Below are 14,924 nucleotides of genomic sequence, written 5' to 3' on the forward strand. Positions count from 1 at the left end.
GTTAAGTCTATTCTAACATTTTTTAGTTTGTTCTGACAGGTGTAATAAGCTGTACGAAACTGTCTGTATCATTTTTAGGAAGAAGTGTAAAAGGACGAACGTTTGAAATGAAACGAATACGAACTTCTGGTTCTTTTATAACACGAAGCGCATCAATCAGATATTGTGGGTTAAAGCTGATTGCAATATCCTCACCAGTTTTTTCAATTGCTGTCAACTCTTCATGAACACTTCCCACTTCAGGAGAATTAGCTGTTGTAATTACTGAATCACCTGAAACAGTAAGTTTAACGGTACCATTTGCTGTTGCATTTGATAAGAGACGTGCACGCTCCATTGTACGACGTAAGGCAGCAACATCAAAGACTAAGTTTAAGCTATAGTCAGCTTCATTAGGAATTAAACGATTCGTATCAGGATAAGTTCCTTCAATTAGACGGCTGTAGTAGCTGATACGCTCGTTACGGAAGAGAATTTGATTATTCGCCAAAGAAATATCCAAATCTTCCTCATCATTAGTAAAGACATTTTTGAAACTTTGGATAGACTTACTAGGAAGAACGACATCAAAATCAGAACCATCATTCTCAAGAGCAAGTAAGCGTTGGCTCATACGATGTGAGTCAGTCGCAACAGCTTTGAGATTTTTCTTATCTGATAAGACCAAATGAACCCCAGTAAAAATAGGACGACTTTCTTGCGTACTTACAGCAAACACTGTTTCTGTAAAAATTTCTTTCAAAAAACCAACATTAATTTTAAGAGGTTTTTCTTGTGAAATTTCTTGAATACGTGGATAAATTTCTGCATCTTGTCCTTTTAAGGTAATTTCTGATTTACCAGAAGTAAGTAATACTTGCTTTTGTTCTAATTCTTCAAATTCTAAAGTAAGTTCTGGCATTTGGCTAACTACACTTTCAAAGAAAGAAGCTTCCAATAAGATACTGCCGGTACCAGAAATATTCATTCCAGCATCTTTATCAGTGGCTGGTAAAAAGTTCTCAATTGAAATTTGTCCATTAGAACCTGTTAGTGTGATTCCTTCAGCTGTAACTGTAATTTTTAATTTCGTTAAGGCAGGAATAGTAACTTTAGAACCAATTGCTTGTTTGGTAATTTTTAGTGCATTTTGAAAAGCTACTTTGTTAATTGAAAATTTTATCATGATAGTCCTTTTCTTTATTTATTTATATAAATATATTAGTAATAGTAGTAGGTCTTGTGAGTATGGGGATAAGCGCTAAAACATGAACTTTATTAAGTTTTCCACTGTGTATAAATAGAGGATAACTCAGGGGAAACTTTTGAAGTTTTCCACAGGCCATGTTTTATTGAAACAGTCGCTTGATGGCATCAATGTCTTTTTGTACATCAATATCATTCTTCATTTTTTCTGTTATTTGCTTGTGCGCATACATGACCGTCGTGTGATCACGCCCACCAAATTCATTACCAATAGCTGGAAGACTGAGCGCTAACAATTCTCGAATTAAATACATTGCAATTTGTCTTGGAAAGGCAATTTCTTTTGGACGTTTGGGCCCAATAAGATCAGCTGTTGACACATGATAGTATTTTGCAACCTCGTCTTGGATTTTTTTGACTGTCAAATTCGACAAAGGTTGCTGCGTATTACTTTTAAGAGAACGTAGTGCTTCACTAGCAGTATCAATGTTGACTACTGTTTGATTGTTCGTTTTTGCAACAAACTCTACACGATTAAGTGCACCTTCAAGTTCACGGACATTTGAATCAATTTGGCCAGCAATATAACTTAGAGTTTCTTGAGGGAACTCTAAGTTACTGCTCTCAGATTTAGTCTGGAGAATAGCCATACGTGTTTCATAGTCAGGTGCCGTGATGTCGGTCGTCAATCCCCATGAAAAACGAGTCACTAAACGTTCTTCAAGTTTATTAAGTTCTTGCGGTATACGGTCTGAAGTAAGGACGATTTGAGCACCACGATCATGAAGAGTATTGAAGGTATTGAAAAATTCGTTTTGGGTACCTTCTTTATCACTAAAGAATTGAACATCATCAAGAAGAAGTATATCTAAGTTACGATATGTTTCTTCAAATTTTGCCATCTGCCCTTTACGTGTTGCATTGACATAATCATTGACAAAAGTTTCTGCAGATACATATTTAACCTTAGAATGCGGATTGTCCTTCAGGATTTCATTCCCTATCGCATGCATCAAATGTGTTTTACCAAGTCCAGACCCACCGTAAATAAAGAGTGGATTATAGACATCACCAGGTTTATCGGCGACGGCAAAAGCAGCGGCTTTTGCCCATTTATTACCTTCACCTTGAATGTAATTATCAAAAATGTATTTTGGATTCAAGCGCGTGAAGTCTGGAGTTGCTAGAGCGGGTGCTTTATCAAGCCCGTCTGGCTCATTGACTTCTTGTTCAATCTTTTCTGAAACCTCTTCTTCTGAAAGTAAATTGAAACGAATTGGTCGATCAAAAATTTCAAACCCGGCTGTACTAATTAGTCCTTCCTGACTCCGCCAAAAATCTTTATGAAATTTAGCCCCCACGATAATGGTTGCTATATCATTTTCAATTTCTAACAGTTGAGCAGGCTCAATGAAGAAATCATAAGACTGCGGTTTGATATTTTTTTTCGCTAATTCTTTTACTCTCGTCCAAAATTCTTTTTTTTCTTTTTGGAGAGCCATATTTTTCCTCTAATATATTAAAATTAAGTAGAACCTATTATATCATGTTGATAACTATTTATCCACCGCTGTTGAAAAAAAAATAAAGTTTTCCACAGAAGTGGATAAATATCCCCAAAACTGTGGATAATGTGGAGAGAGGAAAAGTTTTCCACAAAAGCTAAAGGCTATAACAAGCGTTTCTAAAGTTTTCCACAAAAAAGGAAAACAATATTTTTGTGAGTAAACCTTGGGATAAAAAAATCCACAGTAAATTTACTGTGAATTTTTTGTGAGTTTATTCAGTAGTTCTTCGAGTTTTTCTAGACTTTCAAAGTACAATTCAAGTTTTCCCTTTTGAAGCTTTTCATTATATGAAATTTTATTACTTATACCTAAACATTTTGTAAGTTCTTTTTCCTTTTCTACTATATAAATACTTTTTTTGTTACTGATTTTTTTATTTGAATCTTTTTGGTAAATAAGATCTTCAAGTTGACGGACATTAAGTTTTTCTTGAATGGTCTTGTGAGCTAAGAAAACTTGCTTTTCTTTATTTTCTTCAGCAAGAAGTGTCCGAGCGTGAGCCAAACTAATTTTTTTTCCTTCTAATAGAAGAAGTATTTCTTGAGGAAGTTTCAAAATTCGCAGGAGATTAGAAATGTAAGAGCGAGATTTGCCGAGATGCTTAGCGACTTCATCATGAGTCATTGAACTTTTCTCTATAATTTTCTTGATGCTTTCAGCTTCGTCTAATGGACTCATATCATCGCGTTGTAAGTTTTCTAAAATAGAAAGCACCATCATGTCATTATCAGAATAAGAACGAATAATCGCTGGAATCTTATCAAGATTTGCCAGCTTTGATGCACGTAAACGTCGTTCTCCAGCAAGAAGCTCGTAGCCAAAGAGATTACTTTTACGAACAATAATAGGTTGAAGTACACCATTAACTTCTATAGAGTGCGATAATTCATTTAATTTATCACTATCAAAATTTCTACGTGGTTGATAAGGGTTTTTACTAATATCTTCTATATTTAGTTGATAAATTTTTTCTTCCATGTGCTAATAGTACCATAAAATAGAAAAAACAAGAATAAAGCAAAAAAAAAATAGATAGAAGAACGTGACAACGGCGGGGTTTTCCGAACGAAGGCAAAAAAAAACAGAAAAAAGGACAGTTTATTCTTGACAGAAGGGAGTGAGTTTGATAGAATATAATAGTTGTCGCGAGAGAGCACATCTCAAGTGAGAGCGATAGACCTTTGAAAACTGAATAAAGTAGAATGACTATATGCGAGAAGTTAACTTCTTGTATACCAACTGTCAATTCAATAATGAAAGACAAAACAACAGCCAGTTCATTTGATGAACTAAATTTAAATGAGAGTTTGATCCTGGCTCAGGACGAACGCTGGCGGCGTGCCTAATACATGCAAGTCGAGCGATGATTGAAGATAGCTTGCTATTTTCATGAAGAGCGGCGAACGGGTGAGTAACGCGTGGGAAATCTGCCGAGTAGCGGGGGACAACGTTTGGAAACGAACGCTAATACCGCATAACAATGAGAATCGCATGATTCTTATTTGAAAGAAGCAATTGCTTCACTACTTGATGATCCCGCGTTGTATTAGCTAGTTGGTAGTGTAAAGGACTACCAAGGCGATGATACATAGCCGACCTGAGAGGGTGATCGGCCACACTGGGACTGAGACACGGCCCAGACTCCTACGGGAGGCAGCAGTAGGGAATCTTCGGCAATGGGGGCAACCCTGACCGAGCAACGCCGCGTGAGTGAAGAAGGTTTTCGGATCGTAAAACTCTGTTGTTAGAGAAGAACGTTAAGTAGAGTGGAAAATTACTTAAGTGACGGTATCTAACCAGAAAGGGACGGCTAACTACGTGCCAGCAGCCGCGGTAATACGTAGGTCCCAAGCGTTGTCCGGATTTATTGGGCGTAAAGCGAGCGCAGGTGGTTTCTTAAGTCTGATGTAAAAGGCAGTGGCTCAACCATTGTGTGCATTGGAAACTGGGAGACTTGAGTGCAGGAGAGGAGAGTGGAATTCCATGTGTAGCGGTGAAATGCGTAGATATATGGAGGAACACCGGAGGCGAAAGCGGCTCTCTGGCCTGTAACTGACACTGAGGCTCGAAAGCGTGGGGAGCAAACAGGATTAGATACCCTGGTAGTCCACGCCGTAAACGATGAGTGCTAGCTGTAGGGAGCTATAAGTTCTCTGTAGCGCAGCTAACGCATTAAGCACTCCGCCTGGGGAGTACGACCGCAAGGTTGAAACTCAAAGGAATTGACGGGGGCCCGCACAAGCGGTGGAGCATGTGGTTTAATTCGAAGCAACGCGAAGAACCTTACCAGGTCTTGACATACTCGTGCTATCCTTAGAGATAAGGAGTTCCTTCGGGACACGGGATACAGGTGGTGCATGGTTGTCGTCAGCTCGTGTCGTGAGATGTTGGGTTAAGTCCCGCAACGAGCGCAACCCTTATTACTAGTTGCCATCATTAAGTTGGGCACTCTAGTGAGACTGCCGGTGATAAACCGGAGGAAGGTGGGGATGACGTCAAATCATCATGCCCCTTATGACCTGGGCTACACACGTGCTACAATGGATGGTACAACGAGTCGCCAACCCGCGAGGGTGCGCTAATCTCTTAAAACCATTCTCAGTTCGGATTGCAGGCTGCAACTCGCCTGCATGAAGTCGGAATCGCTAGTAATCGCGGATCAGCACGCCGCGGTGAATACGTTCCCGGGCCTTGTACACACCGCCCGTCACACCACGGAAGTTGGGAGTACCCAAAGTAGGTTGCCTAACCGCAAGGAGGGCGCTTCCTAAGGTAAGACCGATGACTGGGGTGAAGTCGTAACAAGGTAGCCGTATCGGAAGGTGCGGCTGGATCACCTCCTTTCTAAGGAATATAAAAAAGATGTCTTCTACTTTATTCAGTTTTGAGGGGTCTATAAAGACCAAACAAGCAGTCTTTTGATGCAAGATAGAGAAGATTGCGTTGAGAGAAGGGGCCTTAGCTCAGCTGGGAGAGCGCCTGCTTTGCACGCAGGAGGTCAGCGGTTCGATCCCGCTAGGCTCCATAAGATACGAAAGTGTCTTGTCAACGAAGACGTTAAAATAGGAATTGATCATTGAAAACTAAATAACAATATCTTATAACGATAAATAAACCGAGAAATGTTTTAAACATTTCTGTAAAGCTGCGAATTATTTTAAATAGTTCGAAAAAACTTATACTTGTTTTAATGGCAAAGTTAATAAGGGCGCACGGTGGATGCCTTGGCATTAAGAGCCGATGAAGGACGTGACTAACGACGATATTCTAGGGGGAGCAGTAAGTACGCATTGATCCCTAGGTCTCCGAATGGGGAAACCCACTATGTTATGCATAGTATCCGTAAGTGAATACATAGCTTACGCGAAGGTAACGCAGAGAACTGAAACATCTAAGTACCTGCAGGAAGAGAAAGTAAAAACGATTTCCTAAGTAGCGGCGAGCGAACGGGAAACAGGCCAAACCAAGAAGCTTGCTTCTTGGGGTTGTAGGACTGCAACGTGGACTTAAAGTCTATAGAAGAATTACCTGGGAAGGTAAGCCAAAGAGAGTAATAGCCTCGTATTTGAAATAGACTTTATACCTAGCAGTATCCTGAGTAGGGCTGGACACGCGAAATCCAGTTTGAATCCGGGAGGACCATCTCCCAAGCCTAAATACTCCTTAATGACCGATAGTGAACCAGTACCGTGAGGGAAAGGTGAAAAGAACCCCGGGAGGGGAGTGAAATAGCACCTGAAACCGTGTGCCTACAAGAAGTTCGAGCCCGTCAATGGGTGAGAGCGTGCCTTTTGTAGAATGAACCGGCGAGTTACGTTATGATGCGAGGTTAAGCTGAAGAGGCGGAGCCGTAGCGAAAGCGAGTCTGAATAGGGCGCTTTAGTATCATGATGTAGACCCGAAACCTAGTGACCTATCCATGAGCAGGTTGAAGGTGCGGTAAGACGCACTGGAGGACCGAACCAGGACACGTTGAAAAGTGTTTGGATGACTTGTGGATAGCGGAGAAATTCCAAACGAACTGGGAGATAGCTGGTTCTCTCCGAAATAGCTTTAGGGCTAGCGTCGCAATTTAAGTGTATTGGAGGTAGAGCACTGTTTGGATGAGGGGCCCATCTCGGGTTACCAATTTCAGATAAACTCCGAATGCTAATACACATGTGCGGCAGTCAGACTGCGAGTGCTAAGATCCGTAGTCGAAAGGGAAACAGCCCAGACCACCAGCTAAGGTCCCAAAATATATGTTAAGTGGAAAAGGATGTGGGGTTGCACAGACAACTAGGATGTTAGCTCAGAAGCAGCTATCATTCAAAGAGTGCGTAATAGCTCACTAGTCGAGTGACCCTGCGCCGAAAATGTACCGGGGCTAAACATATTACCGAAGCTGTGGATTTAATATTAATTAAATGGTAGGAGAGCGTTGTAATCAGCGATGAAGGTATACCGTGAGGGGTGCTGGAGCGATTACAAGTGAGAATGCCGGTATGAGTAGCGCAAGATAAGTGAGAATCTTATCCACCGTAAGACTAAGGTTTCCAGGGGAAGGCTCGTCCGCCCTGGGTTAGTCGGGACCTAAGGCGAGGCCGAAAGGCGTAGTCGATGGACAACAGGTTGATATTCCTGTACTAGTATTGTTAGTGATGGAGGGACGCAGTAGGCTAAAGGGAGCCAGTTAATGGATTCTGGTCTAAGCAGTGAGGTGTGGAATGTGTCAAATGCATTTTCCTTTAACATTGAGCTGTGATGGGGAAGCAACTACGGTTGCGAAGCCCTTGATGTCACACTGCCAAGAAAATCTTCTAGCGTTTAATTCAATACTACCCGTACCGCAAACCGACACAGGTAGTCGAGGCGAGTAGCCTCAGGTGATCGAGAGAACTCTCGTTAAGGAACTCGGCAAAATGACCCCGTAACTTCGGGAGAAGGGGTGCTGTAGAAATACAGCCGCAGTGAAAAGATCCAAGCAACTGTTTATCAAAAACACAGCTCTCTGCTAAACCGCAAGGTGATGTATAGGGGGTGACGCCTGCCCGGTGCTGGAAGGTTAAGAGGAGGGGTTAGCTTAGGCGAAGCTCTGAATTGAAGCCCCAGTAAACGGCGGCCGTAACTATAACGGTCCTAAGGTAGCGAAATTCCTTGTCGGGTAAGTTCCGACCCGCACGAAAGGCGTAATGATTTGGATACTGTCTCAACGAGAGACTCGGTGAAATTTTAGTACCTGTGAAGATGCAGGTTACCCGCGACAGGACGGAAAGACCCCATGGAGCTTTACTGCAGATTGATATTGAGTACCTGTGAAGCATGTACAGGATAGGTAGGAGACTTTGACCTTGGGACGCTAGTTTCAAGTGAGTCGCTGTTGGGATACTACCCTTGCTTCATGGTTGCTCTAACCCACACGCATAATCGGCGTGGGAGACAGTGTCTGTCGGGCAGTTTGACTGGGGCGGTCGCCTCCTAAAGAGTAACGGAGGCGCCCAAAGGTTCCCTCAACATGGTTGGAAATCATGTGTAGAGTGTAAAGGTATAAGGGAGCTTGACTGCGAGAGCTACAACTCGAGCAGGTAGGAAACTAGGGCTTAGTGATCCGGTGGTACCGCATGGAAGGGCCATCGCTCAACGGATAAAAGCTACCCTGGGGATAACAGGCTTATCTCCCCCAAGAGTTCACATCGACGGGGAGGTTTGGCACCTCGATGTCGGCTCGTCGCATCCTGGGGCTGTAGTCGGTCCCAAGGGTTGGGCTGTTCGCCCATTAAAGCGGCACGCGAGCTGGGTTCAGAACGTCGTGAGACAGTTCGGTCCCTATCCGTCGCGGGCGTAGGAAATTTGAGAGGATCTGCCCTTAGTACGAGAGGACCGGGGTGGACTTACCGCTGGTGTACCAGTTGTTCCGCCAGGAGCACCGCTGGGTAGCTATGTAGGGAAGGGATAAGCGCTGAAAGCATCTAAGTGCGAAGCCCACCTCAAGATGAGATTTCCCATTCTTTATGAATTAAGAGCCCTGAGAGATGATCAGGTTGATAGGCTGGAAGTGGAAGTCCTGCGAGGGATGGAGCGGACCAGTACTAATAGCTCGAGGACTTTACCAAGTAATAGAACATATGAGTTTAGCTTTACTTATTTATCAAGAAATTGTTATTTAGTTTTGAGTGTTCAATACATTCAGACCATGATTTGGTATTCATTGCATAGGAGATACACCTGTTCCCATGTCGAACACAGAAGTTAAGTCCTATTACGCCGGAAGTAGTTGGGGGTTGCCCCCTGTGAGATATGGTAAATGCCAAGTTTATATGGTCCGTTGGTCAAGGGGTTAAGACACCGCCTTTTCACGGCGGTAACACGGGTTCGAATCCCGTACGGACTATATTCTCAATTCCCGATTTATGATCGGGTTTTGTTTTATGCGGATTAGCTCAGTTGGTAGAGCGCACGACTGTTAATCGTGTTGTCGTCGGTTCGAGCCCGACATCCGCAGTCAAGTAAATCAGCCTCTGGCTGTTTTTTTGTTGTGTTATAATAGTAGATACTGAAGGAAGTAATATATTATGCAAAAACGATATACAACATGGAATGAATATTTAAGAGGAACTTTTGGTGAAAAAATTTTTAAGGTTCCTATTGATGCTGGGTTTGACTGTCCTAATCGTGATGGCACGGTGGCACATGGGGGCTGTACATTTTGTACCGTTTCTGGTTCAGGAGATTTGATATTGGAGCCTGATGCTCCCATCGCGGAGCAATTTCGTGTGGAAGTTGAAGCTTTTCATAAAAAATGGCCTGGTGTAAAAAAATATATTGCTTATTTTCAAAACTTTACAAATACGCATGCGCCAGTTGAGGTTTTGCGTGAACGTTTTGAAGAGGCTGTTAACCAACCAGATGTTGTAGGTATCTCAATTGGAACACGGCCAGATTGTCTCCCTCCTGATGTGATAGACTATCTGGCTGAACTTAATGAGCGCATGGAAGTTTGGATTGATTTAGGACTTCAAACCACATTCGAACAGACAAGTGATTTAATTAATCGAGCGCATGATTACCAGACATATACGGATGCTGTAACTCGTCTACGTGAACATAATATTAATGTCTGTGTCCATTTGATTAATGGGTTACCCGGTGAAACACATGAAATGATGTTAGAAAACGTACGCCGTATGATTTTGGATTCTGATATTCAGGGCGTAAAACTCCATCTGTTGCATTTAATGAAAAATACACGTATGCAACGTGATTATCATGATGGACGTCTGCAACTTTTGTCTCAGGATGAATATGTACAGATAATTTGTGATCAGCTTGAGATGATACCTAAAGAAATTGTTATTCATCGTCTCACTGGTGATGCACCTCGGGATGCTTTGATTGGTCCAATGTGGTCATTAAATAAGTGGGAGGTACTGAACGCAATTGATCGTGAAATGGAACGACGTGGCTCTGTTCAGGGGTGTAAAAATATTAGAGAAGTGGAGAAGATTACCTATGCTTAGACCAGTTGAGATGGCACATCAGATGTTATCTAAAACAATTAAGCCTGGTGATGTTGTTGTTGATGCTACGATGGGGAATGGTTGGGATACGGCCTTTCTTGCAAATTTGACGGATAATGTTTATGCCTTTGATGTACAAAAGGAAGCCTTGATTTCGACACAAGCTTTATTACAAGAAAAAAACTTAGAAGCTAAGTTAATATTAGATGGCCACGAAACTATTGATAAGTACGTTTCTGACTCTGTAAAAGCTGCTATTTTTAACTTAGGTTATTTGCCTCGGGCAGATAAATCGGTTATTACACAGCCCAGTACGACTTTAAGAGCTTTAGATATCCTAAAAGAAAAACTTCTTCCTCATGGGCAGATTATGATTGTGGTTTATTACGGACATGAAGGAGGACAACGTGAAAAAGACGCTGTACTTGCCTGGGCAAGTACACTTCCACAAGCACAATGGCATGTAATGAAATATGAGCCTCTGAACCAAATTCATACACCGCCTTTTTTGATTTGTATTGAAAAACGATAGAACACGTGGGACGTGTTTTATTTTTTTTAGACTCTCTATTTTGTTAGAATGAAAGTGTGATAAAAATGAGTTAAAAATAAATTTTTGAAAGAAGCAAAAGTCAATTATAAGTTTTCTTCATTATTTTTAAGCTTAATGTATCGATAGTAAATATAAAATTCAAAAATCTATGTTAAAAAGTGCATAAAATTAAATGATAGATAAGAATAATACATTGATATTTACTTATAATAATGTTAAAATAAGAAGATTTTTATTTAATGTTTATTTTGGAGGCTGAAATGGAAGGAATTTTACTCGCTCTTGTCCCAATGTTCGCATGGGGATCTATTGGTTTTGTATCAAATAAAATCGGTGGAACAGCAAAACAGCAAACTTTAGGGATGACTTTTGGAGCCTTTGTCTTTGCTCTAATTGTATTTCTTATCCGTCAACCCCAATTAAGTTTTCCTATCTTTCTTATTGGCTTTATTGGTGGTTTTATTTGGGCCATTGGCCAAAGCGGACAGTTTCACTCCATGAAATATCTTGGTGTATCCGTAGCGGGCCCCTTATCTGCGGGCTCACAACTTGTTTTGGCAGCCATAATTGGAGTCTTTATCTTCCATGAGTGGACTCAAAATATTCAATATACATTAGGATTTATTGCTATTCTAGCTTTAGTTATTGGCTTTTATTTTTCTGCGAAGAGAGATCCTGAAAATTCCATTGCAGTAGAAAAGCATCATTACGTCAGGGGCTTGATTTGCCTAGCTTATTCAACCTTGGCCTATGTTTCTTATGTTATTTTGTTTAATAATTTATCGGACCTTTGGTTTAATATCCATTTTGATACATTGACAATTATTTTTCCAATGTCGATTGGAATGGTGGTTGGAGCTTTTGTTCTTTCTGGTGGGGATGTAAAAATGGAAGCTGTAGTTTTTAAAAATATTTCTGTCGGATTAATGTGGGGCATAGGTAATGTCTTCATGTTGCTTGCAGCTTCACTGGCAGGAAATGCTATTGCTTTTTCTTTCTCACAATTAGGAGTAATCATTTCAACAATTGGGGGTATTCTCTTTTTAGGCGAGAAAAAAACAAAGAAGGAATTAGGCTATATTATAGTAGGTACAGTATTGTTTATTATTGGAGCTGTTTTGCTTGCTATTGTAAAAGCAAAGGGTATCAATAATTGATGTGCTAAAAGAATTTAGAGACAAGATGGTAGAGGAGTGATATGAATATTTTTCGTAAAAGAGTAGTTCAAGAAAAAAGTGAAATGAAACGTACTCTTAATTCTATGGACTTAACTTTACTAGGTTTAGGATCAATGGTGGGGGCAGGTATTTTTACCTTTACCGGTGTTGGTGTAGCTTTGATTGCTGGACCTTCACTTATTATATCCATTATTATTGCGGGAATTGCTGTAGGTTTATCAGCTCTAATTTTTGCTGAATTTGCTTCACGTGTGCCCAGTCGTGGGGGCCCATACGGCTATATTTATGCTGTTTTTGGAGAATTTCCAGCTTGGATTGTAGGATGGCTTTTAGCAATCGAATTTTTTACCACAATCTCAATAGTTGCCAAGTCATGGAGTGGTTATTTCAAAGGACTACTGCATCTGCAACTTCCTTCTGAATTGGATGGCTCATTCGGCCATACTTCAGGTTTTTCTATTGATTTAATACCGATGCTGGTCGTTACTGCAATAACAGTTATGATTTTCTTAAATACTCGAACAGTATCACATTTGAATAACACTCTAGTCGTTTTAAAATTTTCAGCATTAATTGTTTTTGCTATTGTTGGTCTTTTTTATCTGGAACCTGCAAATTGGTCTAATTTTGCCCCTTTTGGTTTGGGTTCTTTAGTGGGTGGTCAATCGGGTATCTTACCAGGTGCTTCGATGCTCTTTATTGCTTTTATAGGATATGAAACTGTGTCTACAGCGGTAGACGAGGCTGAAAACCCTCGCCGAAATATCCCTTATGGCGTAATTAGTTCACTTTTTGTTGCGGTTGTCTTTTATATTATTGTTACGTTGGTACTTACAGGAACAGTCCCTTATTATAAGTTAAATGTTACAAATTCTATTGCTTTTGCTCTTGCTTATCTTGGGGTTGAATGGGCAGCAACCTACATTTCTATTATAGCGGTGATTACTCTGCTCAGTGTTGCGCTCACCATGTCCTATGCCCTATCACGCTTGCTTTATTCCATGAGTCGTGATGGTCTTTTACCGCCAAAACTTAGTAAAATCTCACCTAAGAATCAAACACCAATTAACGCAACGCTCGTTATCGGAGGTGTATCGATGTTGATAGCTGGCTTTGTTCCTATGTCTTATCTCAGTCAGTTTTTGAGTTTATCTACATTATTGTATCTAATTGTTTTAGCTCTTGGTTTGTTAAAGTTACGTAAAGATCAAGGAATGCCACACCCTAATGAATTCAAAACTCCACTGGTACCTCTACTCCCTATATTATCAATCATTGTTAATGGCTTTCTGATTGTACACTACCATACGCAGATATGGCTTTTTCTGCTCATCTTACTTATGATTGCCGCTGCTTTCTATTTTATTTACAGCTATCATCATTCTAAGCTAGAAAATTCGACAAATTAAAAAAAACTTTCTTGACATTCAAGAAAGTTTTTTTAATCAGAGTTTTTCGTTTACAAAACGGACGAATTTATTCCACATCACGACAAAGACATTCGCACGCTCTACATCGCCCTTAGCTGTAAGAGGGAAATGATAACCTGAAAAACCTGGAAGATAACCAAGATTATCTTTTTGTGCAGCTGTAGCCTGAACTAACTCCTCGCCTTTTTTGATTGGTGCCTCAATATATGTTTTAGGGTCACGGTCAAAGGTAATCGAAATTGCGTTCATGTCTGCTGTACCATTTTTTAAAGGAACAACAGCGGAGAAATTATCTCTAGCTATAAGATCAATACTGTTTTTCTTACCGTCTCGTACGGGAAGTTTAGGGAAATCGCTGAGTTGCTCTTCCTTACTAATAATATCTGCATTCGTCCAAGAAGCATAAACTTGGTTCATAAGGTCATTAGTAAGCATAAAAGGAGTAGAATTATCGACAGAAGGATCTTTAGCTTCTAAAATAACAGTAATGATACGGAAACCATTTTGAACTGTTGTAGCAGCAAAGCAGTCGACATAAAATGAGGTTGAACCAGTTTTAAGACCATCTACACCAGCACGTGTTGTTGTAAAACCAGGTAACATTTGGTTAGTATTTGCTAGGGTAGTTTCAGAATGACCACCCTTATCAAATGCAAGTTCTGTTTTTTCGGTAATTTTTAATATTTCAGGGTAATCTTTCAAGAGATGTGTACACATGATGGCAACATCTTGAGCACTCATAGTATTGGCATCATTTTCCGTAGAACCCGGATAAATATTTTCACCGAGTTCGCTATTTGGGAGTCCAGAAGAAGAATAAAGTTTAGCATCTGTAATACCCCACTCTTTCAGTTGAGCCATCATCATATCAATAAATTTAGGTTCAGAGCCTGCTATTTTTTCTGCCAAAGCTATAGCAGCGGAATTAGCAGAAGGCAAAAGCAAAGCATTAAGTAAATCTTTGACTGTGATTTCAGTTCCTTCAGCAAGTGGGATGTTACTCGCATTGCTGTTCATTGTCAAATTATAGGCATAGTCAGAAATAGGTACTTTTGTATCCCAAGCAATTTTTTTCTCGTCAACACTCTTATAGACTAAGTATGCAGTTAAAAGTTTAGTGATTGAAGCAATGCGCGTGCTTGAATCTGTTGCATTTTGGCTATAAAGAACTTTGCCACTGTTTGCGTCTACAGCAATAGAAGATTTAGCTGCTACAGAAAAATTATCAGCTTGAGCATTTACAGTAGCCAAAGGAGAGAATAAAAGAAGTACAGAAAGGAAGGTAATCAAGATTTTTTTCATGTTTCTATTTTACCATACCAGCTAAATAAGGTCTAATGTATTTTAAGGAAAGTTAAGTCTTTTAACTCACGCAATTGGATATATAATGACAGATCAGAGGTTTCACGTAAAACATTGTTAATTTTATAAATGAAGCTACATCAATATTGGCTATTTAAGATAAAGAAGTCAATGAAGTTTACTTCTACTGTAAACTTCATTGACAGTACAAC

General features: G+C 40.3%; 8 protein-coding genes, 3 tRNA genes and 3 rRNA genes. 10 read left to right on the top strand and 4 right to left on the bottom strand.

All coding sequences use genetic code 11. The features are described from left to right. Positions 1–22 precede the first annotated feature (22 nt). The 3 genes from dnaN to VNN39_RS03500 all read right to left on the bottom strand — a co-directional run bounded on the left by dnaN (position 23) and on the right by VNN39_RS03500 (position 3,731). Entirely contained in the window at positions 23–1,165 is a 1,143-nt protein-coding gene (gene dnaN / locus VNN39_RS03490; RefSeq protein ID WP_338997870.1) for a DNA polymerase III subunit beta, read from the bottom strand. 163 nt (positions 1,166–1,328) lie between these two features. Continuing rightward, positions 1,329–2,687, bottom strand: a complete 1,359-nt coding sequence (gene dnaA, locus VNN39_RS03495; protein ID WP_017370087.1) for a chromosomal replication initiator protein DnaA — start codon at positions 2,685–2,687, stop codon at positions 1,329–1,331. Positions 2,688–2,942: 255 nt separating this feature from the next. Beyond that, positions 2,943–3,731 (bottom strand): ParB/RepB/Spo0J family partition protein, encoded by a 789-nt coding sequence (locus tag VNN39_RS03500; RefSeq protein ID WP_338997871.1) that lies wholly within the window; start codon positions 3,729–3,731, stop codon positions 2,943–2,945. A 317-nt stretch (positions 3,732–4,048) separates the two neighbouring features. On the opposite strand from VNN39_RS03500, the gene VNN39_RS03505 reads away from it, so the two are divergent. The 10 genes from VNN39_RS03505 to VNN39_RS03550 all read left to right on the top strand — a co-directional run bounded on the left by VNN39_RS03505 (position 4,049) and on the right by VNN39_RS03550 (position 13,389). Beyond that, a 16S ribosomal RNA gene (locus VNN39_RS03505) occupies positions 4,049–5,597 on the top strand. Positions 5,598–5,705: 108 nt separating this feature from the next. After that, a tRNA-Ala gene (locus VNN39_RS03510) sits at positions 5,706–5,778 on the top strand. Between the two features lie 167 nt (positions 5,779–5,945). After that, positions 5,946–8,845: ribosomal RNA gene (locus tag VNN39_RS03515) — 23S ribosomal RNA — on the top strand. Positions 8,846–8,929: 84 nt separating this feature from the next. Continuing rightward, positions 8,930–9,045 (top strand): 5S ribosomal RNA (gene rrf, locus VNN39_RS03520). The 16S, 23S and 5S rRNA genes sit together here with 3 tRNA genes alongside, the layout of an rRNA operon. A 6-nt stretch (positions 9,046–9,051) precedes the next feature. Then, positions 9,052–9,123 (top strand) — tRNA-Glu (locus VNN39_RS03525). 38 nt (positions 9,124–9,161) lie between these two features. Beyond that, positions 9,162–9,234 (top strand) — tRNA-Asn (locus VNN39_RS03530). A gap of 70 nt (positions 9,235–9,304) precedes the next feature. Further along, complete coding sequence (locus VNN39_RS03535) at positions 9,305–10,249, top strand: TIGR01212 family radical SAM protein (protein WP_017370002.1); 945 nt, start codon at positions 9,305–9,307, stop codon at positions 10,247–10,249. After that, entirely contained in the window at positions 10,242–10,781 is a 540-nt protein-coding gene (locus tag VNN39_RS03540; RefSeq protein WP_338997872.1) for a class I SAM-dependent methyltransferase, read from the top strand. The genes VNN39_RS03535 and VNN39_RS03540 overlap by 8 nt, the downstream gene beginning before the upstream one ends. Before the next feature lie 281 nt (positions 10,782–11,062). After that, entirely contained in the window at positions 11,063–11,959 is an 897-nt protein-coding gene (locus VNN39_RS03545) for a GRP family sugar transporter (protein WP_096369382.1), read from the top strand. Between the two features lie 41 nt (positions 11,960–12,000). Beyond that, positions 12,001–13,389, top strand: coding sequence for an APC family permease (locus VNN39_RS03550; protein WP_165714195.1), 1,389 nt, complete (start codon positions 12,001–12,003; stop codon positions 13,387–13,389). 36 nt (positions 13,390–13,425) lie between these two features. Here the strand turns inward: VNN39_RS03550 and VNN39_RS03555 are convergent, their stop codons facing one another. After that, positions 13,426–14,712, bottom strand: coding sequence for a serine hydrolase (locus tag VNN39_RS03555; RefSeq protein WP_165712895.1), 1,287 nt, complete (start codon positions 14,710–14,712; stop codon positions 13,426–13,428). Positions 14,713–14,924 lie beyond the last annotated feature (212 nt).

The sequence above is a fragment of the Lactococcus formosensis genome (assembly GCF_037892375.1).
GTDB classification, from domain to species: Bacteria; Bacillota; Bacilli; order Lactobacillales; family Streptococcaceae; genus Lactococcus; species Lactococcus formosensis.

Bases quoted from the DNA above. Each gene is read 5' to 3' on its own strand.
- dnaN (WP_338997870.1), bottom strand. From the start codon at position 1,165: ATGATAAAATTTTCAATTAACAAAGTAGCTTTTCAAAATGCACTAAAA.
- dnaA (WP_017370087.1), bottom strand. From the start codon at position 2,687: ATGGCTCTCCAAAAAGAAAAAAAAGAATTTTGGACGAGAGTAAAAGAA.
- VNN39_RS03500 (WP_338997871.1), bottom strand. From the start codon at position 3,731: ATGGAAGAAAAAATTTATCAACTAAATATAGAAGATATTAGTAAAAAC.
- VNN39_RS03535 (WP_017370002.1), top strand. From the start codon at position 9,305: ATGCAAAAACGATATACAACATGGAATGAATATTTAAGAGGAACTTTT.
- VNN39_RS03540 (WP_338997872.1), top strand. From the start codon at position 10,242: ATGCTTAGACCAGTTGAGATGGCACATCAGATGTTATCTAAAACAATT.
- VNN39_RS03545 (WP_096369382.1), top strand. From the start codon at position 11,063: ATGGAAGGAATTTTACTCGCTCTTGTCCCAATGTTCGCATGGGGATCT.
- VNN39_RS03550 (WP_165714195.1), top strand. From the start codon at position 12,001: ATGAATATTTTTCGTAAAAGAGTAGTTCAAGAAAAAAGTGAAATGAAA.
- VNN39_RS03555 (WP_165712895.1), bottom strand. From the start codon at position 14,712: ATGAAAAAAATCTTGATTACCTTCCTTTCTGTACTTCTTTTATTCTCT.